The following is a 21,102-nucleotide window of genomic DNA, read 5'->3' as shown; positions in this document are numbered from 1 at the left end:
GTTAAAATGGGGGGTTAGGGAGTAGAACATGGGTATTAAAATTCAAGGATTGGTAGGGTTTTCATGTTGCATCGTGGCACTTGGGTCTGTGCTCCATGCCCTAGATTCAGCTCGAGTTAAAGAGTGTTATAAGGTTTTGGGAGAGGAGTGCGGGCTATGGACAAAGGGCTTTGATCAGATTCAAAAGATCGTGATTCATCCGGTAAAAATAGACCTCACCCAAGAGCAAATTAAGGCAATACAGGGAAGCGAAGAGATTAAGGGATGTTTAGCGTGGCACTTTAACCCCAAGAGCTTAAAAAAGTTTTTTAAGAGAAGTGAAACCTATGAGAGCTCACCCTATATAGACTACGAGCAATTCCCCTGCTACATCACGGGGAGTTTTGTCTTAGAGGGGCAGAAATACATCTTTGACATTGATGGGGGCGGGAGTTTTACCATCCAAGATCGCAAGGGCAAGGTTTATTACTTGGGTTGTAGTCCCCTATTGTATGGCGCAGTCTCTGGAGACACCACCCCCAATCCCAAATGCGCTAAATTTTTGCCGGATTTTTAGATGAACAACATCCTAGATCAACTTTTCTTGTTTTTGCAAACCCAGAGCGCGCAAAGGGGTTTTAAGCGTTTTGTCGTGGGGATGAGCGGGGGGGTGGATAGCGCGTTGGTGGGGGTGTTGTGCCAAAGAGTCCTACCCACTCACGCGCTGATCATGCCCGCTACCCACTCCTCTAGCGCAACAGAGGATGCGATTTTGCTCTGCGAGAGTTTTAATATCCCGCACACCACGCGCCCTATCGCGCCTTATGAGGCGTTATTTAAAGAGCAAAACCCTCATGTGAGTTTAGGACGGCTGAGTAATTTCTGTGCGCGCATGCGCATGAACTTACTCTATGATTTTTCGATGGAGATTGGCGCGTTGGTGGTGGGCACGAGCAATAAGAGCGAGATCATGCTAGGCTATGGCACGCTTTTTGGGGATTTGGCATGGCTAATTAACCCCATCGCTCACCTCTTTAAAAGCCAAGTCTATAGCCTAGCTCAAGAGCTAGACATTCCTAAAAATATCTTAAACAAAGCCCCCAGCGCGGACCTTTTCAGCGGACAGAGCGATGAGGCAGATTTAGGCTTTAGTTACGCGCTCATTGACCCCCTCTTGCAAGAAATCAGCGCGCGTTGGGAAAACCCCGCACACATTGATAGTCATTTGCTCTGTGATCTAGGTTTTACGCCCGACTTGGTGGCAAGCATTGTAGCTAGGGTGCAGAAAAACGCCTTTAAAAGCCAACCCCCTAGTTTCCTATGACCTGGATTGAACGCTATTTTTATACTCCCAGCAAAGGGCAGAAACTCTTAGCTTACGCGCTCTTGCCCGTGTCATTTATTTATGGGAGTGTTGCGCGCCTCAAGCGCGCCCTAGCTCCCTATGAAGATTTAGGAATCCCCATTATTAGCATAGGTAATTTAGTGGTGGGGGGGAGTGGCAAAACCCCCTTTATTTTAGAACTGGGCAAAATTTTAGAACCCTTGCATGTGGGGGTGGTTAGTCGGGGCTATGGACGCGCTTCTAAGGGGCTTGTAGTGGTGAGTGAGCGGGGGGAAATTTTAGTGAGCCCCAAAGAGGCAGGCGATGAGGCGTTTTTGTGTGCGAGTCGCTTAAAGGCTAGCGTGGTGGTGAGCGTGGATCGCAGGGCGGGGATTTTAAAAGCTAAAGAATTGGGCGCGCAGGTGATTTTATTAGATGATGGGTTTCGCTTTAACTATAAGAAATTAAATATCGTGCTCAAGCCAGAACGCGCGCCTTATTTTGATTTCGTGTTGCCCAGCGGGGCGTATCGGGAGTTTTTGGGGGGCTACAAAGAAGCAGATTTGCTATTGCAAGAGGGGCAAGATTATACCCGTCAAGTGTGGGTAAATAACCCAACTCCTAGAATGCTCTTAGTAACCGCCATTGCTAACCCTAGCCGTTTAGACCCTTACTTGCCCGCAGTAGTGGGCAAACTCTATTTTAAAGACCATGCCTATTTTGATCAAACCCTCTTACAAAAAGCCTTTGAGCAACACGGAGCGACTTCCCTGTTAGTTACTACTAAAGACGCAGTCAAACTGCTAGAGTGCCCCCTGCCTTTGAGTGTGCTAGAACTCTCTTTAAATATCTCTAAAACCCATCTTGAAACGATTTGTCATTACGCTAATATTTGCTCCTGCGGGGCGAGTGTGCGCAAATAGCCATTTTCACTGAGCATCACATAGAGTCGCCCAAGTATTTCTTGTTTATCCTCCAAATCTAAAAGCGCGCTCTCTTCGATCTTTTGCTTTAAGAGCCGCTCGATCTCTTTAGTGTCGTAGTCCAAATCCTCCAACGCGTCTAAGATTGTCTGAGCCTGCATGATGTTTTCAATAGAATAAGGTTCTTTTTCACCCACCTCATGCACATACACACAGCATTCAGTAGGGTGAGTGAAGAGATTATGACGCATGCCTAGCACCTCTTGGTAAGCACCCACTAGAAAGAAGCCTAAAAAATACTCCTCCTGGCGCACATTCACATCGTGCAAAAAGAGGGGTTTATTTTTATTAAAACTGATCTCTCCATCGCTATCACAAGTAATATCCCACAGGCTCGCGCTTCGTGTAGGTGCGCTCTCTAGTTTGTGCAAAGGCATCACAGGGAAACTCTGCTTCAAGCCCCAATAATCGGGCAAACTTTGGAAAAAAGAGCAGTTGAGCAAATAGCGTTCTTGCACCTGCTCTTGAATGCGGATAATGTCGTTATGATCCTTGTGGCGCAAAAACCCGATAGCTTTTTTAATGATGAGGTGTCCTAAAACCTCTGCATTACTGCGATCTTGCAAATCAATATAACCCAAATCAAAAAGTGTAAAGAGTGATTCCATATGCTCTAAGCTGTCATGCAAGTACTCAATGGCGTTTTTGGCGTTGATATTATGATAAAGATCTTCCATTTCGGCCACTAGGGGGGGGTTGTGCTCCTTGAGGTGTAAAATGCTTTCATCATAATCTTGAGAAAAAAGCTCTAATACAGGAGCGACCAACACGGCATGCGTAGCGCTGATAAAACGCCCCGATTCGATAAAAATATTAGGTTCTAACTCCTGCTTGTGCTTGACAATTTCTTTAAGCAAAAACACCACATCCCCGGCAAATTCCTCTAGGGTGTAGTTGCGCTCACACTGGTGCTTGTGTTGGGCGTACTCAATGGCCAAGCCACCCCCAATATTCACGCTATCCAAATTAAACGCCCCCATTTTGCGCAGTTCGGCATAAATATTGCCCGCCTCCTTAAGGGCTTTTTTTAGTGGGGTGATGTCGCTAATCTGGCTTCCGATGTGGAAGTGAATCATGCGCAACTGCGCAGTGAGGCCATGATCTTCTAACAAGCGCATCGCCTCTAATAGCTCCGTGCTGGCTAGCCCAAACTTAGCATGGATACCCGTGCTCTTGGCCCACATCCCCACTCCAGAGCTGTGCAAGCGCACGCGAATTCCAATTTTAGGGCAGAGCTTACTGCTCCCAATCCCACGCGCGCGCGCCACCTCTAAGATAGTCTTAAGTTCGTTGAGCCCTTCAATGGTTAGAGTGATGTCTGCGCCCATGCTAGCAGCAATAAAGCCCAACTCGATCATCTCACGATCTTTAAAGCCATTGACCGTGATGGGCGCGCCTTCTTGGACATAGCTCATCGCTAAAATCAACTCGGCTTTACTGCCCGCCTCTAAACCATAACAACCCTTAAAGCGTTTGGAAATTTCCACTAAGGGCAACACAAAATGGGGCATGTGGTTTACCTTGAGGGGGAAAACCGCTTTAAACGCCCCGCTATAGTGGTATTGCTCGATGGCTTGAGAAAACATGTTAAAGAGTTTGTTAACCTGCTTGCTAATCAGATGGGGGAAGCGTAATAGCAAAGGCCCCTTAAAGCCCTGTTCGCGCATGTCTTGCACAATGTCTATAAGGCTTGGGCGCGCCCCCGCATTCACCTTTACCAAACCCTCATCAATGCAAAAATCCTCTCTACCCCAATAATCCAAGCCATAAGTTTGCATACACACCCCTTAAAAAAAGGGGCAGTATAGCAGAAATGGGGAGTTATGTTGGATTCCTTAAGATATAACTCATAGCGATTTAGTTGAAGGATATTTGATGGAAGAAGTGAAGAGTTTGCGCACGCTCAAAGAACTTGAAAATTTTGATTTTTTTGTGCCCAGTTACCAGAGGGGGTATCGCTGGAGGGATCAGGAGGTGGGGGATCTCTTAGGTGATATTTGGGATTTCAGACAAAATTCTAAAGGGGCGGAGTTTTATTGTTTGCAACCCGTAGTGGTGCAAAAAGAGGGGGATAGGTATCGTGTGATCGATGGGCAACAACGCCTAACCACGATCTTTTTGATCATTAAGTTTTTGGAAGGTCAAAGCCATTTTAAAATCGCCTACCAAACCCGCCCGCAGAGTGCGGGATTTTTAGAAGACATCGCCAACCGCCTGGAAAGTCCGGAGCAAGAAACCAACATTGATTTTTACCATTTTGTCAAGGCTTACCAGACTATTCAAGAGTTCTTTAAGGCTAAAGAACACGATAAACAGGCCTTCCTAAGAACTTTGCTTGATGATTGCAAGGTGCTTTGGTATGAAACACAGGATGAGGAAAATGAGGTTTTTAGACGACTTAACAGTGGTAAAATCCCTTTAGAAGAAGCCGAGATCATCAAAGCCTTATTTTTTAATAAAGATCTCAAAGATGATGAGGATACGCTAAAAGAGCGATCGAATTTTTGGTATGACCATGAGAAGAAAGCCCGTGCTGAACGCGATTTTATCTATTGTGTCTTAAGCCCTATCCATGAAAAAGACATCTTGGGGGAGGGGGTTTTGCGTGATGATATCCAAAGAGTGGAGATTTATTTAAAAGCCATTGTGAAACCAACGGGCAAAGATCGCTATCTATTTGAACATTTTTACCACATCTACCAAGAAAAAGGTCAAGAAGGGATGGAAGAGGAGTGGGAAAAACTCAAAGAAGCCATAGACACCCTCTCTGGTTTTGCCTCTAAGGAGCATCCACATCGCGAAATTTTTCATTATTTGGGTTTTTTGACTTTAGAGGGGATGGAGATTTACAAAATATACCAAGCATGGTTAAATGTCAAAAATAACGACCAATTTGCTGTGTTTTTGTCTGCGGAAGTGGCAAAGAAAGCCCGTGCATGTTTGCAAAATAGAAAGGAAAAAATAAAAATAGAAGACCTGCAATACCCTAAAGACAATAACGCGTTGCAGACATTGCTCTTGCTCTTTAACCTCGAGTTCCTAATCGATCAAAAGATCTCAGATTGCTTTAAATTTAACCGCTTTGTGCTGGAAAAATGGAGTTTAGAGCACATTTATGCGCAAAACTCCCAAAGCATTACTGAAAATATTGCCAAAGGGCAAACCGATCAAGTCAAAAAATGGCTTCAAGAGGTGTCGCAGCATATCGAGAATGCCGAACTGAACAAAGCAATTCAAGAAACTTTGAAACGGCTTGAGAATGTCTCTTTAAAAGATTTAGAAGCGTTGTTTGAGCGTATCGATCAAAATTTCAAAGATGATGAGAATATGCACCGCATTTCTAACCTCACCCTATTAGACAAACGCACCAATAGTAAAATCAAAAATTGGATTTTACCCGTAAGCGATCAGAAATCCTAGAGCTACAAAAACAAGATAGACTCATCCCCATCACGACTCAAAAGGTTTTTAACAAAGAATTTTCCACCAAAAAAGACTGCGCTGATGTTTTTACCAGCACCGATCGAGAAGATTATCTTAAGGAAATTAAGAAATATCTAAAAAAATACTTGGAGGCCTGATGCAAGTTTTTTCTTTTAAACAGTTTTTAGAAAACTACCAAGCGATCAAAATCCCCATGTTGCAAAGAGACTATGCACAAGGACGCAATAGTCAAGAGAGTACGGCTAAAGGCTTTTTAGAGGTTTTGTTCTATACCCTAAAAACGGGGCAGAACCTGCATTTGGATTTTATTTATGGCTATCAAGAAAATCATAGCTTTATCCCCATTGATGGGCAACAACGCCTAACCACGCTTTGGCTCTTGTATTTTTATGGCTACAAGAGAGCCAATCAGCTAGATGAGGTGCGCGCCTTGCTTAAGAAATTTACCTACGCTACCCGTGCTAGCTCCAAAAATTTTTGCCAAAATCTGATCAAAAAGGATTTTGATTTGGACGGACAAACCCCCAGCAAAGCCATTAAGAGTATGGGGGGAACTTTTGGGGGGCAAGATGACTTAAATAACGATCCCACCATCAAAGCCATGTTGCACATGCTAGATTTAATCCATGCACAATATGAAAAATGCCCCAACATCACCCTAGAACACTTGGAGCGCATCACTTTTAATGTCTTTGACATGGAAGAATTTAAGCTAGGCGAAGAACTTTACATTAAGATGAACGCTAGAGGCAAGCAACTTAGCCCCTATGAAAACCTAAAGGCCTTTATGGAAACCAAAGAGGGCATACCCGCTAGCCTATTAGAAAGCATAGACAATAAATGGAGCGATTACTTTTTTGGAGGAGACCCCAAAAATTTGGATAGTAGGGGCCTATGTTTTTTGCATTATGCCAATATCTTTTTTTGTTTGGATAGCGAAATGACCAAAGGGGATATTAGCGAAGCCATTGATCCTAACAAGCCCATCAATGAGTTTTATGCGCCCTTGCAAGAGTTGCCACATATCCAAACCTTAGATCATGCCATGGATTTACTGGTAGTGCACAGTGCCCAAGACTTTTTCAATATCAAGGCTAGTTTTTTCCATTTAGAAACAGAGAAAGAAAAGTATAAGAGTTTGGAGTATAAAAAGATTTGCTATTTTTTTGCCCTCTTAGCTCTAGCCCAACATTATCCAAAGCCTAGCCAAGAAGCCTTTCAAGATTATTGGCGGGTGTGTAAGCACTTCATTGAAAACCACCGCTTAGGCGACCCCACAAGCCTTAAGAGTTTTGGGCAATTATTCAATTTTATTGCCCCGGGTGCACAGGATATTTACCGCTTCTTAGACCAACACCCCACCCATAGTTTCCATTCTGAAATTTACGCTCTTGAAGTGCGCAAAGCCCGCTTGATTTTACAAGATCGCCAAACCAAGCAGGGGTGGGAGGCAATCCTCAATGAAACTAGCAATCATAAGTTTTTGTGTGGTTGGGTGGATTTTTTGCTCAATTTTAGCGATACACACTTTGATGAACAGACCCCATTTAGCAAAAACTCCAACTACAACTCTCCCAACCTAGAGAAGTTCCAAAAATATGCCACCCTCACCACACAAATTTATAGTGCGGATTTTTTAGACCAACACTTTTGCCTATTCCAAAGGGCGTTTTTATGCGTGGGGAATTATAGCTTTTATTACACCAATTACTTTTATGGCAACAACCCCACCCAGCACTTCTTAGATCGCGATGCGCTCCATGATCTTTTAGAGGGGCGATTTAATACGGGACTCCCCTACTTTAAAACATTCTTGGATAGGTTAAGCGGAGCGGGAGACCTAGAAAAGGACATGCATAATTTTTGGGCAGACTACACCAACAGCAACGCATTTTTACAAAGGGAGTGGTGGGATCAACTCTTGATTAAACAAAAAGGGTTATTTGAATTTGTAAATGCCAAAAAAGACATTGCCCCAAGAAGCCGTCGCATTGCTTTTGAATGGCACGATAGCGTGGTGATCAGGGTATTGCTTTGCAATGGGACAAAGCTTTTTTACAGCACAGCTCTTGATCTATTGGGGTATGGCTTTTATCTTTATTGCCAAGAAAAAAATGCTGCCGGGCTTAGTCCCTACATTAATGATAATAAAGAAAAAGACTATCCCAAAAGCACCCACTTTAAAATCCATAACAAACGCGTTTGTGCGGATAGCCAAAATAAAAAGATTCACATTGGCAAAGAGAGTTATCCTATTGACCTAGGCGATGTATTTAACTCTTTTGATCGGGTGTTAAAAGAGGCTTTAGGAATATGTTAATGAGAAGTTTTGACCACCATTAACTTAAATTCATAAGTTTTAACATGTTGAATATTCTCATTCTGCAAAGTGTAAATGTTTGTTTAAAATGCTTTGTGTGGCTATGCTGCGATCTTGAATTTGGATTTGTAGGGTGTCTATTTGGGTTTGCAAACTCTCTACAATCCGCACAATCTGCTCTTGCACTTGCAAGGGTGGAAGGGGGATTTTAAGGGCGTTAAAGTCCTCTGTATTGAGGCTTGGGTAAGAGGCTTTAGGCATGCGCTCCTCCATTTGGCGCATTAAATCTGCTGAAAACATGAATAAGAGATACAAGAATTTAGAGTTTAGACTCTCTTTGCCCTGCAAAATCGCAAAGCCTGTAGAAAATAGGGTATTTGGCATGCTTGCCTCAATGTAGGCAAAGCCCTTTAGGTAGGGGCGCACGCTAGAGATAGCGACACTATCAGCAGGGGCTAGACGGCGCGCCCTTGTGGGGAGTTGGTTGCCCGCTATGGGAGGGTTTAGGCGGATTTTGCCCGTGCCTTTTTCTATGCAGTCAATATCGATGTAGCGGTATTCTTGGCTCTCAAGGCTGGGGTTGTGGCTGTGTTGGTTAATGAGACAATGTGCCCCCAATTTGACACAATCCCACCCGCTGGCGGGGGGTGTGGGTAAATTGTCTAAAAGCGTGGCTAGGGTGGGTTTTAGCCCCGCTTTTTCTAGGGCGTGGGTGAGAAGGGCGAGGCAAGACTCTTTGAGGGCTTTGGCGCGCTCTAGTTTTTCTAAGATTGTTTTAAGTTTTTGCGATCTCTCTCTCTCTCTCTCTCTTCTGCGCCTAAAAACTCTTTTAAAATCTCTTGTTCTTGTCCCTCAAGAGTGGCGATTTGGCGATCTAGGCGCTCAATTTCTTGCTCAATTTGGCTTAGGACACTTGCGATCTGCTCTTGGGCTGCTAGGGGTGGGAGGGGGATTTTAAGGTCTTTCACTCTTTGGAGTGAGGCGCGTAAGTTGCGGCAAAAGCCTTGTTCTTGCCCGACTTGGTGCAGGGCGTGGCACAAAACCCTAGCCTTAATGTTGGGATCAAGGGGGCGTAAAACTCCGCAATGGTCGGTCGGGTAAAAGGGGGTTTCTTTTGGTATGTAGGCGGTCATCCAATCCCCGTCAATGCCCCACAGCACACAATCGCTATTGTAATCCTCTAGCAACTCATGGCTGATATAGCCGAAAGGTTTAGTAACATTGGCGCTATAAACGGGGATTTTGCCCTGTGGGTTTAGCTCGCTGTCTAAAACCCGTTTGCCTATGCTTAAATGGAATTGCTCGGGGTTGCTAAGGCGCACCATTTCCCACCCCTCAGCTGGTGGGTTAGGTAAATCTTGGACTAAGCTTTTGAGCTCCTCTAACTTGGGGTCTGTGGGCTGTGTTGCCTCTAGGTTTAGGGTGGCTAGGGTCTCTAGGATTTTAAGGGCACTTTCTACCCCCCCCCCCCCCCATTTTTCGCACCGCACACTCCGCACGCCTCTAGCACGGCTAAAATCAAGGCCTTATACTGCTCCACACTCATACGCACCTGCTCGTAGCGTTTTTCTACTTGGGCGCACTTAGCGATGATTTGCTCTTGCACTTCTAAAGGGGGCAAGGGGATTTTAAGGGCTTTAAAGTCCCCTTTTTGCAAATGCTTAAGCCCCATGCCCTTAAATAAATGGGTGTTGATATAGTCCGTTTGCATGTTAAGCACATAAAAAAGGTATTTTGTTTTCAAACGGGTGGGGTCGTTGCTGGCGATGACATAAGTATCCGTAGAGTAAGCGCTTTCCCCCTCGTAAAATTGCACGAGCGCATTCCCTCCCGTTGATAAATAGATGTTCTCCCCCTCTATCAATGCCTCATCGTAGCGGTAGATGTTAAGCCCACTGGTGTAAAAGGGATATGCGCCCTCCTTATTGTCTTTAGCCTGATTGACTTGAATTTTAGATTTTGCTCTCTCTAGGATGAGTTCCCCCAATTTCACTAGCCTCCATTTGCCCCCCTCAAAGGGATTTATCGCCTCTTGTTTGGGATTTAGACTAATCGCCTTGTCTAGCACGCTTTTAGAAAAGTCGATGAGCTCACTTAAGGGCGTGCTAAAAAGCTGATAGCCATCAGGGTTTGGGTTAATATAGCGCGGCAAATTTGGGTGGGGGGTGTTTTCTAGCATGGAGCGCATAAAGCTTTTAAGCGCATGGGCTAATTTGCTGGGGTCGCTGGGGTCGCTGGGATTATAAAGGGGGGTTTGGATGTGTTTAATAGAGGCGATGTTGCTTAAAACTTCGTGATCTAGGTCCTGCGCGCTGGCTTGATCGCTCAGATACTTAATGCCCTCATCCCCCTTACGATTGCTCCAGTCATAGCCCAAAAACGCTACAATCTGGGCCTTATTGCTCTTGTTATCGCTCTTTTTATCGGGGGGACTTTTGAGTATCAGCACTTCTTCCTCCTTGCTCAAGGCAAACGCGCGCATCTTGTCCAACTCTAAAGTATAGATGTCCTCATAAAATTGTTCGTTTTGCCACCTCTCTAAGCGTTCTTGATATTCTGGGCTTTTCAAATAAGTGTTTTGTTTTCTCTTGTCCTGTGCGCTGGTAAGCCATGTTTTTTTAAGCCCCTCACTGGGTTGTTTTCTCTTAAAGACTTTGGGCTCTTTGGCCTTGAAGTCATTGTGATATTCGCTAAAAATCGCGTGGGCTTGCAGGGCGGGGCTTAGGGCGCGTTGTGATAAAAAAGCCTTAAAGTCTTCTAGGGGATAGTGCATAAAGGCGCAATATTCTTTTAAAAACGCGGTTTGCTTGAAGTCGCCCACGAGCTCTTTTTCTTCAAAATTGGCTTTAACAAGCGCATTTAGGAGATCGGTGTTGTATTTTTGCACTTTTTGGGCGAATAAAATAATGGTCTGTGTGCCCGTGCTCCCAAAGGTGCGCGAGTTGAGCTCGACAATGCACAAGAGGCGGAAACGCTCCAAGAGTAAGCTACGCGTCTTTTCGTAAATCCCGCCTTTTTGTAAAATGCTCACGGGTAAGATGAGCGCAAAAATCCCGCCTTTTTTGAGGAAATGCCAAGCGCGCTCGATAAAAAAACATTCGATCGAACTATTGTTTTCATAACTCTTAGGATCAATGCTGCTCTTGAGACTAAAGGGATTGAGCGCGCTAGCCTCAAGCGTGCTTAAAAAGCCTTTGACGGAGTAGGGGGGGTTGGAGAGAATGCAATCAAAGCTTGCTAGCTCGAAGTTTTTAGCATACCGGGGGGCGATGAAGTCAAGCGCGTCTTGAAAAATCACTTGGCTTTGGCTGTTGGAGTTGTGGAAAATACAGGCGAGTTTGGCCACTTTGGAGAGGTCTTTGTTCTTTTCAATGCCATGCACTTGTGTGTCTGGGTAGCGCGCCATGATTTCAGTCAAGAAATGCCCCGCCCCACAAGCGAAATCTAAAACTTTGGGGTTGTTGGGCAGGGGAGGCAAAGAGTGGATGATGAAGTTCGTGATGGGCATGGGGGTGAAAAAACGCCCTTCAGTTTGGTGGATGGAGCGGTTTAAAAAGCCCTCAAAGAGATCGCCTAAAAATTGGTTATGTTCGCTTTTGCTGAGGTGTAGGTCTTGGATGAGCCCGGCCACTTGGACCAAAACCTTAAAGTTGAGGTAAAACTCTTCGGAGTTTTCGACCTCGATGAAGTTAAATTTTTTGATATTGAAGTATTTTTGTTGATCAAAGATGTCGTCTAGCTTTTCTTTAAACTTGCCCTCATAGCGTTGGGCTTCTTTGAAGAGATCGCCAATGGCACTTTTTTTCACATTGATGACCTTCTTATGAAAAAGTTCTTGAACGCCCATTTCATAGAGGTTTAAAAGCCTATCGCAATAGGCAAAGGGGTTATCGGCTACCACGCCTTTATAAGTGAATTGGAGGTCGTTAGGGTTTTTGATTTCATCGATGACCTTGCATAAGAAAAGATCGACCAAAATATAAAAGCTGTTTTCGTAGTTGCCAATGGAGTGGTGGCGTAAAATCGTGGCAAATTCGTGGTAAATGCCCGCGATCTGGCTTGCAGACACCACGCTTAAATCTTGCAAGCCGTATTTTTCTTTGCCAATGCGATAGGCTTGGATGTCCTCTTCAAAAAGCCCTTTTGTGGTGAAGGCGTTAGAGTAGGTCTGACTCCAGACCTCAAAATAACTTTTGGCGTTGGTGTTGCTTGGGTCTGCAAAGCCGCGTTTTTTGTCCTCCTGCTTGCAATCGCGGTTCAAACGCTCTAAATGTTTGGGGTTGTCTTGCATGGAAATTAAGCGCATGTCAGTTGCGTGTGCGTCTTTGAAAGTGAGCAAGCAGAGATAGGGGGTTTTGTGCACGGCGTAGTAGCTGAAGAGCTGATCGCCATTTTTGAGCGTGGCGTTCCAAGCCTTGCTAAACTCTGCGCCATAGGTTTTATTTTCAATGAGGGCTAGGGGGTTAAATTCTTGATCCAAGAGCAAGATGTCGCCATAAACCTGTTGGCCATGCCCGATCTTAAAAGTGGGCTCTAAAATGATGTGCTCGGGGGCGTAGCCTTTCTCTAAAAGCTTATGCACCGCGATCAAACATACAAAGTTTTCATTGGAGCTAAAATTAGTGGTGGTGTTGCGGTGGATGATAAAACCCGTGCTAGGGTGCTCAAGACTGGGGTATTGCCCTTCTTTAAAACGTGGATCTTGCGGGGTGTAGGCGATGCTTTTGGCGTTGAAATCTACGCAAATTTGGGCATTATTAGGATAGTTGCATTCAAAGACTTCGCCCTTGCGTATTTTAAAGCCCAGAGTGTTTAAGATGTCTTTTAGATTGTGTTCAGTAATCATGGAATCGGAATGCCTTTTGGGGTAAGCTCAGAAGTTCTCACCTATTTTAACACAACAGATGGGAGAGCAAGGAGAAAGGCCTAAAAGTCTAGATAATTTTAAAAGGCTTTTACGACATGGCTAAAAAGAGAAATAGTGATGAAGGAAAACAAGAGGCATGAGTTGTTGCTCTGCAAATTTGACTAAGTGCGCAAAGGTCTTTGAGCACATTATAACTTAAGGTGTTTTCACTTTGTGCTACCGCAGAAAAAGTAAGTTAATGGACATGTTATGGGCGCACAAAATTAATCTACATTTTCAAGTCTTCTTTTCCTAGGTTGCACCCCTCGTATTGTCCATCAAAAGGTTTACACGCCTATTAAATGTCAAATCCAAAAGCCTAGCAGACCTCCTAAGAGTTTAGAGATGTTAGAATATCTAAAAGAGTTATTGGCTTATACAAAGGAGTTAGAAAAGGATTTAGATTTTTGCACTAGAGAGCATCAACAATAAGACTCTATTAAGTCATGCTACATGCGTGAAAAGGTTTTTCTATTGGTTTATGCAAAGCTCTACAGCCCTTTTAAGTCCTGTAGTTTGTGCGCTTGCAAGTGGTGCTCTTTGTAAGATTATGCTATGTTTGTCTGCTAAAGACATACACTGGTTTTGTTAGAGGTTGTGCCCCTAGCCTTACGCCCCTAAGGTGTTTCTTGAAAGATTTTGATTGATTAAGTTTGGAGTTTGGACAGGATTATCAGGTCATATAGAATTCTATTTTAGGAAATTAGAAATTATACACATAGTTAGCATACACGGAAATATCGCGACGGAAACCAAATTCTTGTTTAAAAGCGCCCTGTGCTGTTTCTTGGGTAATTATGTTATGGGTAATAGGCAATAACGGAACGCGCAAGCCCACTTCAAAACCATTCTTGCCAAAATTGCTCCGATAGCCCATATTTAAGGGGAGTTGAAAATAAGTAGTGTTGGCACTGATTTTACAAGCACTGCTTTTAACACACTTGATCAAGGAATCTCCAGCGCTCCATGTACTTCCTGCTAGAATAAGTCCTAAAAAAAACCCTTGAGTGTGAGTGCCGCGCTCAAAGAAATTGTAAAGCCCATCTATGCCCGCTCCATAAACAACATTGTTAATCGTGTGTGTTTTGATTTTACCGCCGTTGTAGCTAAAACTCCCATAAGCACGCACACCCCAACGCTTTTTAGATCCAAAAAAGTATTTATAACCCACTTGGAGATTAACTCCACCAAAAGAAGCGCGGGTAGTAACACGATTTATTTTAGAATCGTAGGTAGTGAGGTTATGGGAGGAATAAATAGAATTTTGAAAAAGAGCCTTGCATGAACTAGATTGTTCGCATCCTTGAACGCTTTTTTGGAGTGCAGCAGTCGTGGCCTGCAGTTGAATTACATCGTCTTTAATCACTTGTGCCAACCCACTTCTATCATTTGGTACTTGGACACCCAAATCTCCCTGATGATTTACCTCTAATAATTGTTGTAGGGAGGATTCTCCTAAATTAGCAAGCGCAGTACTCATGTTCTGTAGCTGCGCATTGATGCCACTTAATGAAATGGGCGTGTCAGAACTAAAGGCTTGATAGAGCGGGTCAAAAGTATCATCATAAAAGGTTGTCAACTCGCTTTTGATAGGCTCTACAACTTGAGCTTGTTTGGGCTTGACATTTGTTTCTACCTGTTCGGTTAACATCTGAAACAGGCCTCCTAGTGTCTTTGTTTCGCTGTTCTGATTAGTGGTTTTAGCATCGCTGGCAATCCCATCTGCCCAAGTCTGAAGTGCTTGGTGATTCGCACTGATGGCGGCTTGAATTTTATCAATTGGTGGCTGTGGGGCTTTTCCATCCCACTTCTGCAACTCTTGGAGCTGTTGATCTACTTGTGTTACAGCATCGATAGTGTTAGTTTGCGGTGGATTTTTGGGTTTTTCACCCTCTGAACTAAAAATACTGCTTGCGGGTGCGCGATCGGTAATTTGCGAAGTTTGAATTGTGCTATTTGTTCGCGCATTTGCTCCATAAGATTGAGTTACACCTGAGTATTGGACACCCAATGAGCCAAAAAACCGCTATTCTCTGCTCCAAGTACGCAAAAGGTCGTGGCCAGTACTTTAAAAAAATGCACCTTATCACTCCTTGTGATGATTAATAATTCGAGCATAAAACACTGACGAATATTTTCGAATTTAAGCAGAAATACAAAAGCTTCAATTATATCAAAAATGCAATAGTTTGATAAAGAAATTATCTTTAAGATTTTTTATAATTGGTCGGCATAAGTCAGACGCAAGAACAATGTGCTCTGCCCTCCCACTATTCTGAAAAAAGTACCAAGCCCTAAAATATTGTCAAATAACTTTTGTTGAGTCAAACAGGTGCACTCAAGTGTTCTGAGTTTCATCCTCCTTTAAACTCAGACAAGCCCCTAGTGCTGCACCCACTCCTGCACCCACAAGAGTGCCCACTAAAGGCACCATTGAGCCTAGGAATCCACCCACCACAAAGCCTGCTACGGCTTTGGGTACCTTAGGACATGATGTGTCTTTTGAGGAATCCTTAGGCATCACTACCCTTAATTTTATCTTTAAGTTCCAAGCCAACTCCAGTAGCAACCGCTCCTAAAGTCACCACAGCCCCCACAACCGGCACCGTGGCTAGTAAAAATCCTACGCCTACACCTATTCCCACAGACGCTTTGGGTGCAATCTTAACGATCTTATCAAAGGCCTCTTGTGCCTTTTTACAATGTCGTTTTCGTTCTGATGTCAGACACAACATTCCATCTCCTACTCTAATAATTGCAAGGCTTCTTGATAAAGCGCAAAATTTCTAAGTACCCAATCTTTGAGCTGATCTACCTTTTGGGTAGAAATACCCATTTCTTTAGCATATGTGTAGATTGTATCGCGCTCTCTATCATGCCAACGGCTATCTGCTAGAGCCACAGAAACCAACTCTAGCAACACAGCATGCTTAGCTTGGTTGGTTGTAAACAACTTGCCTAGCTCGCTTAATGGTACTTCTTTCTCATGGACACCATGTTCGCATTGCTTCTTGATCACATCCAATGCGTTGAGTTGCAACTCATGCGACACCATCGGCTTCAATCACTTTCCTAGCTAGGTATAAAAACACCTGCTATTGTGCAACATTCAAAACTTGAATAAACATATGCGCCTTTCTGCGAATCTAACCCATGCACTATAACTAAAAAATTTAAGACTTAACTAAATAAAATTACGTTTTCCACGCCCGCCAACAATCCATCCCTAAGATTCTAGCAACCTCTTGGCTGGGCTTACGCGTATAAATTGCGCCCTCCATGCTCTGCCCTAAACATTCTACAATGAAGCCATGACAATTATTTTTAAACAAGTGATAATCTCTAGTCTGTCCTACTAAAGCCAATGCTCTTTTGGCTACCTCCAAATCTCCGATAGCTTTTGCGCCCAAACAAGAAACAAAGATAGTCTTACCTCCAGCAAATGCCTCAGAATTGCATAGCTCGATTTTGCTCCCATTGAGCTTACCTGTCAAATGCACGATCTGTCCCCCACCTACATAAATTCCGCTGTGTGAAAGCGTGTCCACTAAATCATGCCATAACACACTGCCAATAGCCGGCTCGCTCACTCCATCACCCTCGCGGTAAATAGGAAATTCTTCCAAATATTGCTCATAAAAATTTTGCGCCATCTGTTTTGTGGTAAGCAAAGTGTCTATATGTGTGCGGATTTTAGGGGGCAGGGCGTGTTTGGCAATCACTCCGGCTGTGGATAGGACAGATTCCACATCTAAGCCGTTTTTTAAACTTTTCCTAACTTCTGGCACTATTTCTCCTGCTTAAAATTTGGCTTTATAAAATAGGGCGTATTTTTCATAGCTCTCAGTTTGGGTTTTGCGCGCCCCAGAACCACCCACCTCTACGCCTAAGTTTAATCGAGATAATTTGGCTAAAAACCCTTTAGCAAAAAAGTTTTGCAAGCCCTTCTTCATACCAATCCGAGCTTGAAAGTCCGCTTGCTCATGGTTGGCTTCTTGGAAAATCTCTTCCACTTCATAAAACCTAGAAACAGATACACCCGCTTTAATTTTCCCCTCTCTTTTAAAGGCTTCTACAACGTCCGCTACACCTAATTTTTCTAAAGCGCGATCGCTAATTTTATTTTCATCTAGCCACGCTTGCAATTGCTCAGGGGTGCACTTACCTCCAAGATCACCGGATTTGTGTTTGAGTGTGGAAGATTGTTTTTTCTCTGTCTTTTGGGTATTTTGGAGCTGGGTCTGCGCAGAAGCTTCAAGCACAATAGCACCTGCATCCCCCTCCATGTGTATCTTCTCTTCTAACGCTTTAAATTCCTCTTGATTCCTGCTCATTTCGTAGCAAAAATCCGTTTTGCCCATTTTACTAAAGAGTGTCCCCAAAAAGTGTGCCAAATCTTTATGGTAATCTTCTTGATAGGTCTCTAGGGGGTAAAAATGCCCGGTCAAGATGTCTGATTCAACCACCACCAACGCGCCCTCTTTAGAGGGTTGAATCTCGCGCGTGCCACACACTAACGCGCCTTCTTTGATCTCATAACCTTCAAAAACTTTCATCTCCTGAGGGAAAAGGCTCTTAGCCGCGCTAAACTCCTGCGCTTGAGATTTGTCTAGTAAGATGACTTTATTCATTACCGTCCTTTTGGTTTTTCTGATTTTAAGAAGTTTATTTTTTTGACACACTCAATTTTTGAGTGCACCCAATATTTACAATAAAGCCATGACCACCACTTTAGTTTTTTAGCAACCTCTGCAACTTCAAAGCCCAAAGCCTGCGCGTTTGGGATGATTGTTTCTAAGTCTTGGTTTTTATCGCAGATAAAAAAAGCGTAACACACCCGCCCTAAGCGATCTAATTTGGGGTGTTTTAGATAGACTAGACGCTTATCTTCTACATCACAAATCATCTCTTTTTTAAGCTTGGTTGAAAGTGCTAAAAGGGTTTGATTGATGGTCTCTAGGGCTTGTTCTTGATTTTGCCCCGCTAAGATTTTGCCATCTTGCACCACTACGAGCTGTTGCTCCGCATTTTGCATATAAGCATAGACACTCATGAAATGCCTAAAAATCTTTCAATCTGTGAATAAGGACTCTCCTTGAGCTCAAAAATCCGCACAAGGGCTAAATTTTGCAATTCTTGGATAATGTGTCCATGTTCATCTTGACTAGGCACATAGCTTTTATGTTGCATGCTTGGGCTATGCGTGCCCAGCGCAAAAACTTTCTCTACACCTATACTTGGCATCATTTTTGTATAGATTCCAAGCCTATCTTTAATTTCTTGGGCTATCTCTGGTTCTTTGAGATATTGCGCCGCGCTAAAGACATAGACAACAAAGCATTCATCAAAGTCTTTAGTGTTTGTTTGAATAAACTCGTTATTGAGACTATGATTGGTCCCGGTGCAATCTATTAGCCCAAAATTCCCTCTTTCGTGCATATCGGGTTGCTGTGTTGTTGGAGGTGTGCCTTTAAATTCGCGATCAATTAAGACATTGCGCAGTTCTGTTTTGCCCGTTCCGCTAAGACCATAGAGCAAGTAGAGCTTTTTCTTTGGGGGTGGGGAGTCTTCTTTGCGGGAATCTTTTTCATCTTCTTTAAAAAATTCATCATAAACCCATTTTGCTCCAACGCCAATAGCCACTCCAGCAAGTAAGGGCACATGTTAAACTCCTTGTCGTGGGTTTAAGACGCGCACGCAACATAAGAGAAGATGAGAATTAAATCCTACAGGGGGGGGGGGGTAACATGAGACTCCTTTGTTTGTTAGATAACAAAGAGGTATTCAAGCGCAACCAAACTTAAAATTGCTTAAAAATCTAAACGATTAAGGTGTGGGGCTAAACTGAACGCGCCACGAGAGCTCAAAATAAGCACTCTACATGCTCTGAGGCACGCTTACATCATCGTAACTAAGGGCTTCCTCAAAAACCTTTTTGACACCTCGTAAGATATTATTGATTGTGGTGTTGTCTAAAACTTCAATGTCTTGGAGCAATTGCTTTAAACGAGTGGCGTTATAATCACTGACTCGCACTAGCATAAAAACCTCATGGTTATTAGGGTTGATATATTCTCCTAATTGCACTTCCTTATCTAAACTCGCTGCGATGGCTTGAGTGATTTCTGTAAAAATTGCCGTATCAAAAGGCTTTTGTTCTGCGTTCTGACTTGCCGTGTAAATGTCCTTGATCTTATTGGCAATATGAATTGCTACACGAAAACGCGCCCTTTCTCTAGCAATCCCCTCCGATCGTTCTACCTGCCCATTGATCACATGAGAGCTATCAATCCCTTGAGTTACATACATGCTTCGATCTTCCATCATCCAAGCAGGCATGTCCTGTAAAAAAACTTGTTTTTTAGGCTGAGTAGCACATCCAACCAAAAAAAGGGCAGTGGCAAGGGCTAAAGTAACTCTTCTTGCGCCAACTACCACTGATATACCTCTAGACAAGTTGGCCTTGGATTTCTTGTACCCAAGCTTGGATGCGCCCATCTGTCAAATCGTCTTGATTGTCCTCATCAAGCACAAGACCGACAAATTTACCACCTTGCACAGATTTAGAAGCCTCAAAAGTATAGCCATCTGTAGAAGTGAAGCCCACAACTTTGCCCGCCTTAGCTTTTTCATAGAGATGAAAAATCCCCTCTGCAAAAGTTTCTGAATAAGTGTCTTGATCCCCTAGACCTACGAGCGCAATAGTCTTATTAGAAAAATCTGCCTCACTCAAAGTGTTTAAGAAGTCCTCCCAATCACTTTGTAAATCACCCGCACCGGCTGTGGGAGCAACCAAAACAACTGAGCTAAAACCATCAAAATCAGCCTTACAAGCCTTAGCAACATCAAAAACCTTCGCGCCACCTAACTTCTCTGAGATTTTCTTGCTAATAGTTTCAGAATTCCCGCTATCTGTGCCATAAAAAATTCCAACTGCCATGTCCGTCCTTTATAAAATTTAGCATCAAGTGCTACCCAATTTTAGCCAAGTTTTGGCAAAATATCAAGCCCTAATGTCCGCCCCCCTCCTTAGTAAAATCATGCTGGGTTGCCGCATCTTTGGACAAGGCTACATCATTAAAAATCTTTTTTACTTGATCCATAATCTTTTTAATTGTGTCTGCATGGAGCGTATTAATATCAAGCAAGCGTCTTTCCAAGAGATCGCTACTATATCCGTCTACGCGCACTAGCATAAAGACCTCATGGTTATTAGGGTTGATATACTCTCCTAATTGCACTTCCTTATCTAAACTCGCTGCAATGGCGCGGGTAATTTCTTTAAAAATTTCTGCGTCAAAAGGCTTTTGTTCTGCGTTCTGACTTGCCGTGTAAATGTCCTTGATCTTATTGGCAATATGAATTGCTACACGAAAACGCGCCCTTTCTCTAGCAATCCCCTCCGATCGTTCTACCTGCCCATTGATCACATGAGAGCTATCAATCCCTTGAGTTACATACATGCTCCGATCCTCTATCATCCAAGCAGGCATGTTTTGTAAAAAAACTTGTTTTTTAGGCTGAGTAGCACACCCAACTAGAAAAAGGGTGGTAGCAAGGGCCAAAGCAACGCGCCTCATAATAAAGCTCCTTTAAATAATTTTAAAAAGTGTAGCGCATTTTAATAACAATTTGCCGTAAGTTTGAAAGCATGGTTGCGGTAAGGATAAGAATCAATGCTCCAGTTAAAACGCGCTTCCTCTTGGCGCGCTAAAGCAGTTTTAAAGGTTTTGACATAGGTTTTAGCCGAAATTACGCGAGAGAGAATCTCTTGAAATTTGTTGTGGAAAGATTGTTGTACATCCAAACGCAACACACATTTTCTTAGGGCAAGTCGGCCTTCATTTTTGATTTTGACTTGTGCAACAAAGGCGGGGGTGTAGACAAGTGCGGCAGCGTGCTCAATTGTGGCTTTAATCTTATAAAAATAGGCTTCTGTAGCATAATGCACCACAAAGGGGGCCCCAAATAACACAAGAAAAGAGAACACATAAAGAAAGGCAGAGATCACACCTCTAATCGCAATCCCCATGCAGAATAACAAAATAAAAAACGCATAATGCGCTCCAAAAATGCCTAAAGCTAAGGGGCTGGCTTGTTCCCAAAAACACTGAAGTATCTCAAGGATATGTTGCTTAATATCCAT

The 21,102-nt window shown here is 43.5% G+C and carries 22 protein-coding genes; 6 read left to right on the top strand and 16 right to left on the bottom strand.

Going from position 1 to position 21,102, the window contains the following annotated elements:
* Positions 1-28: 28 nt before the first annotated feature.
* Genes C6H00_RS08245 through C6H00_RS08235 form a run of 3 tightly spaced genes read left to right on the top strand, consistent with a single transcriptional unit; the run spans position 29 to position 2,226 of the window.
* The gene (locus tag C6H00_RS08245; RefSeq protein WP_104750503.1) at positions 29-556 is read left to right on the top strand and encodes a hypothetical protein; all 528 of its coding nucleotides are present in this window, start codon (positions 29-31) and stop codon (positions 554-556) included.
* Positions 557-1,303, top strand: a complete 747-nt coding sequence (gene nadE / locus C6H00_RS08240; protein ID WP_104750502.1) for an NAD(+) synthase — start codon at positions 557-559, stop codon at positions 1,301-1,303.
* Entirely contained in the window at positions 1,300-2,226 is a 927-nt protein-coding gene (locus C6H00_RS08235; RefSeq protein ID WP_104750501.1) for a tetraacyldisaccharide 4'-kinase, read from the top strand. Before nadE ends, C6H00_RS08235 begins: the two co-directional genes overlap by 4 nt.
* Here C6H00_RS08235 and speA read toward each other — a convergent pair.
* Positions 2,184-4,064 carry an arginine decarboxylase gene (gene speA / locus C6H00_RS08230; protein ID WP_104750500.1) on the bottom strand — a complete coding sequence of 627 codons (1,881 nt, stop codon included), beginning with the start codon at positions 4,062-4,064 and terminating at the stop codon, positions 2,184-2,186. The two genes, C6H00_RS08235 and speA, sit on opposite strands and share 43 nt — an antisense overlap.
* Positions 4,065-4,161: 97 nt before the next feature.
* Here speA and C6H00_RS08225 point away from each other — a divergent pair, with 97 nt between their 5' ends.
* The 3 genes from C6H00_RS08225 to C6H00_RS08220 are packed head-to-tail and all read left to right on the top strand — an operon-like array spanning position 4,162 to position 8,050.
* Positions 4,162-5,706: a DUF262 domain-containing protein gene (locus tag C6H00_RS08225; RefSeq protein ID WP_233704505.1), complete on the top strand. Its 1,545-nt coding sequence runs from the start codon at positions 4,162-4,164 to the stop codon at positions 5,704-5,706.
* Complete coding sequence (locus C6H00_RS08910) at positions 5,673-5,867, top strand: hypothetical protein (protein ID WP_233704504.1); 195 nt, start codon at positions 5,673-5,675, stop codon at positions 5,865-5,867. The genes C6H00_RS08225 and C6H00_RS08910 overlap by 34 nt, the downstream gene beginning before the upstream one ends.
* Complete coding sequence (locus C6H00_RS08220) at positions 5,867-8,050, top strand: DUF262 domain-containing protein (protein ID WP_104750499.1); 2,184 nt, start codon at positions 5,867-5,869, stop codon at positions 8,048-8,050. Before C6H00_RS08910 ends, C6H00_RS08220 begins: the two co-directional genes overlap by 1 nt.
* A gap of 57 nt (positions 8,051-8,107) precedes the next feature.
* Here C6H00_RS08220 and C6H00_RS08215 read toward each other — a convergent pair whose 3' ends face one another.
* From C6H00_RS08215 to C6H00_RS08145, 15 genes are all read right to left on the bottom strand, one after another.
* Positions 8,108-8,668, bottom strand: coding sequence for a restriction endonuclease subunit S (locus tag C6H00_RS08215; protein WP_104750498.1), 561 nt, complete (start codon positions 8,666-8,668; stop codon positions 8,108-8,110).
* Between the two features lie 146 nt (positions 8,669-8,814).
* Positions 8,815-9,540, bottom strand: a complete 726-nt coding sequence (locus C6H00_RS08210; RefSeq protein WP_233704503.1) for a restriction endonuclease subunit S — start codon at positions 9,538-9,540, stop codon at positions 8,815-8,817.
* A complete protein-coding gene (locus C6H00_RS08205) occupies positions 9,507-12,896 on the bottom strand; it encodes an N-6 DNA methylase (RefSeq protein WP_104750497.1) in 3,390 nt (1,129 codons plus the stop codon). The genes C6H00_RS08210 and C6H00_RS08205 overlap by 34 nt, the downstream gene beginning before the upstream one ends.
* 763 nt (positions 12,897-13,659) lie before the next feature.
* A complete protein-coding gene (locus tag C6H00_RS08200) occupies positions 13,660-14,967 on the bottom strand; it encodes an outer membrane protein (RefSeq protein ID WP_104750496.1) in 1,308 nt (435 codons plus the stop codon).
* Positions 14,968-15,294: 327 nt separating this feature from the next.
* Complete coding sequence (locus C6H00_RS08195; RefSeq protein WP_104750495.1) at positions 15,295-15,477, bottom strand: glycine zipper domain-containing protein; 183 nt, start codon at positions 15,475-15,477, stop codon at positions 15,295-15,297.
* Positions 15,470-15,691: a hypothetical protein gene (locus C6H00_RS08190; RefSeq protein WP_104750494.1), complete on the bottom strand. Its 222-nt coding sequence runs from the start codon at positions 15,689-15,691 to the stop codon at positions 15,470-15,472. The genes C6H00_RS08195 and C6H00_RS08190 overlap by 8 nt, the downstream gene beginning before the upstream one ends.
* An 8-nt stretch (positions 15,692-15,699) precedes the next feature.
* A complete protein-coding gene (locus tag C6H00_RS08185; protein ID WP_233704502.1) occupies positions 15,700-16,020 on the bottom strand; it encodes a tellurite resistance TerB family protein in 321 nt (106 codons plus the stop codon).
* A gap of 130 nt (positions 16,021-16,150) precedes the next feature.
* A complete protein-coding gene (locus tag C6H00_RS08180; RefSeq protein WP_233704501.1) occupies positions 16,151-16,744 on the bottom strand; it encodes a lecithin retinol acyltransferase family protein in 594 nt (197 codons plus the stop codon).
* Between the two features lie 12 nt (positions 16,745-16,756).
* Positions 16,757-17,587, bottom strand: coding sequence for a hypothetical protein (locus C6H00_RS08175; protein ID WP_104750492.1), 831 nt, complete (start codon positions 17,585-17,587; stop codon positions 16,757-16,759).
* On the bottom strand, positions 17,587-18,009 hold the full coding sequence (locus C6H00_RS08170) for a hypothetical protein (RefSeq protein ID WP_104750491.1): 423 nt from the start codon (positions 18,007-18,009) through the stop codon (positions 17,587-17,589). Before C6H00_RS08170 ends, C6H00_RS08175 begins: the two co-directional genes overlap by 1 nt.
* Positions 18,006-18,617, bottom strand: a complete 612-nt coding sequence (locus tag C6H00_RS08165) for a GTPase domain-containing protein (RefSeq protein ID WP_104750490.1) — start codon at positions 18,615-18,617, stop codon at positions 18,006-18,008. Before C6H00_RS08165 ends, C6H00_RS08170 begins: the two co-directional genes overlap by 4 nt.
* Positions 18,618-18,833: 216 nt before the next feature.
* Positions 18,834-19,394, bottom strand: a complete 561-nt coding sequence (locus tag C6H00_RS08160; protein ID WP_233704500.1) for a hypothetical protein — start codon at positions 19,392-19,394, stop codon at positions 18,834-18,836.
* A 10-nt stretch (positions 19,395-19,404) separates the two neighbouring features.
* Complete coding sequence (locus C6H00_RS08155) at positions 19,405-19,896, bottom strand: flavodoxin (RefSeq protein ID WP_104750488.1); 492 nt, start codon at positions 19,894-19,896, stop codon at positions 19,405-19,407.
* Between the two features lie 70 nt (positions 19,897-19,966).
* The gene (locus tag C6H00_RS08150; RefSeq protein ID WP_104750487.1) at positions 19,967-20,536 is read right to left on the bottom strand and encodes a hypothetical protein; all 570 of its coding nucleotides are present in this window, start codon (positions 20,534-20,536) and stop codon (positions 19,967-19,969) included.
* A gap of 41 nt (positions 20,537-20,577) precedes the next feature.
* Positions 20,578-21,102: a DUF2393 family protein gene (locus C6H00_RS08145; protein ID WP_104750486.1), complete on the bottom strand. Its 525-nt coding sequence runs from the start codon at positions 21,100-21,102 to the stop codon at positions 20,578-20,580.

This window comes from Helicobacter cynogastricus (genome assembly GCF_900197855.1).
GTDB lineage: Bacteria > Campylobacterota > Campylobacteria > Campylobacterales > Helicobacteraceae > Helicobacter > Helicobacter cynogastricus.
Note: the sequence above shows the minus strand (reverse complement) of the source record. Positions and strands in the feature narration are given on the sequence as shown.

Excerpts from the sequence above, each read along its gene's own strand:
- C6H00_RS08205 (WP_104750497.1), bottom strand. The coding sequence starts at position 12,896 with ATGATTACTGAACACAATCTAAAAGACATCTTAAACACTCTGGGCTTT.
- speA (WP_104750500.1), bottom strand. The coding sequence starts at position 4,064 with ATGCAAACTTATGGCTTGGATTATTGGGGTAGAGAGGATTTTTGCATT.
- C6H00_RS08225 (WP_233704505.1), top strand. The coding sequence starts at position 4,162 with ATGGAAGAAGTGAAGAGTTTGCGCACGCTCAAAGAACTTGAAAATTTT.
- C6H00_RS08195 (WP_104750495.1), bottom strand. The coding sequence starts at position 15,477 with ATGCCTAAGGATTCCTCAAAAGACACATCATGTCCTAAGGTACCCAAA.
- nadE (WP_104750502.1), top strand. The coding sequence starts at position 557 with ATGAACAACATCCTAGATCAACTTTTCTTGTTTTTGCAAACCCAGAGC.
- C6H00_RS08190 (WP_104750494.1), bottom strand. The coding sequence starts at position 15,691 with ATGTTGTGTCTGACATCAGAACGAAAACGACATTGTAAAAAGGCACAA.
- C6H00_RS08145 (WP_104750486.1), bottom strand. The coding sequence starts at position 21,102 with ATGGATATTAAGCAACATATCCTTGAGATACTTCAGTGTTTTTGGGAA.
- C6H00_RS08235 (WP_104750501.1), top strand. The coding sequence starts at position 1,300 with ATGACCTGGATTGAACGCTATTTTTATACTCCCAGCAAAGGGCAGAAA.
- C6H00_RS08170 (WP_104750491.1), bottom strand. The coding sequence starts at position 18,009 with ATGAGTGTCTATGCTTATATGCAAAATGCGGAGCAACAGCTCGTAGTG.
- C6H00_RS08155 (WP_104750488.1), bottom strand. The coding sequence starts at position 19,896 with ATGGCAGTTGGAATTTTTTATGGCACAGATAGCGGGAATTCTGAAACT.
- C6H00_RS08150 (WP_104750487.1), bottom strand. The coding sequence starts at position 20,536 with ATGAGGCGCGTTGCTTTGGCCCTTGCTACCACCCTTTTTCTAGTTGGG.
- C6H00_RS08220 (WP_104750499.1), top strand. The coding sequence starts at position 5,867 with ATGCAAGTTTTTTCTTTTAAACAGTTTTTAGAAAACTACCAAGCGATC.
- C6H00_RS08245 (WP_104750503.1), top strand. The coding sequence starts at position 29 with ATGGGTATTAAAATTCAAGGATTGGTAGGGTTTTCATGTTGCATCGTG.
- C6H00_RS08175 (WP_104750492.1), bottom strand. The coding sequence starts at position 17,587 with ATGAATAAAGTCATCTTACTAGACAAATCTCAAGCGCAGGAGTTTAGC.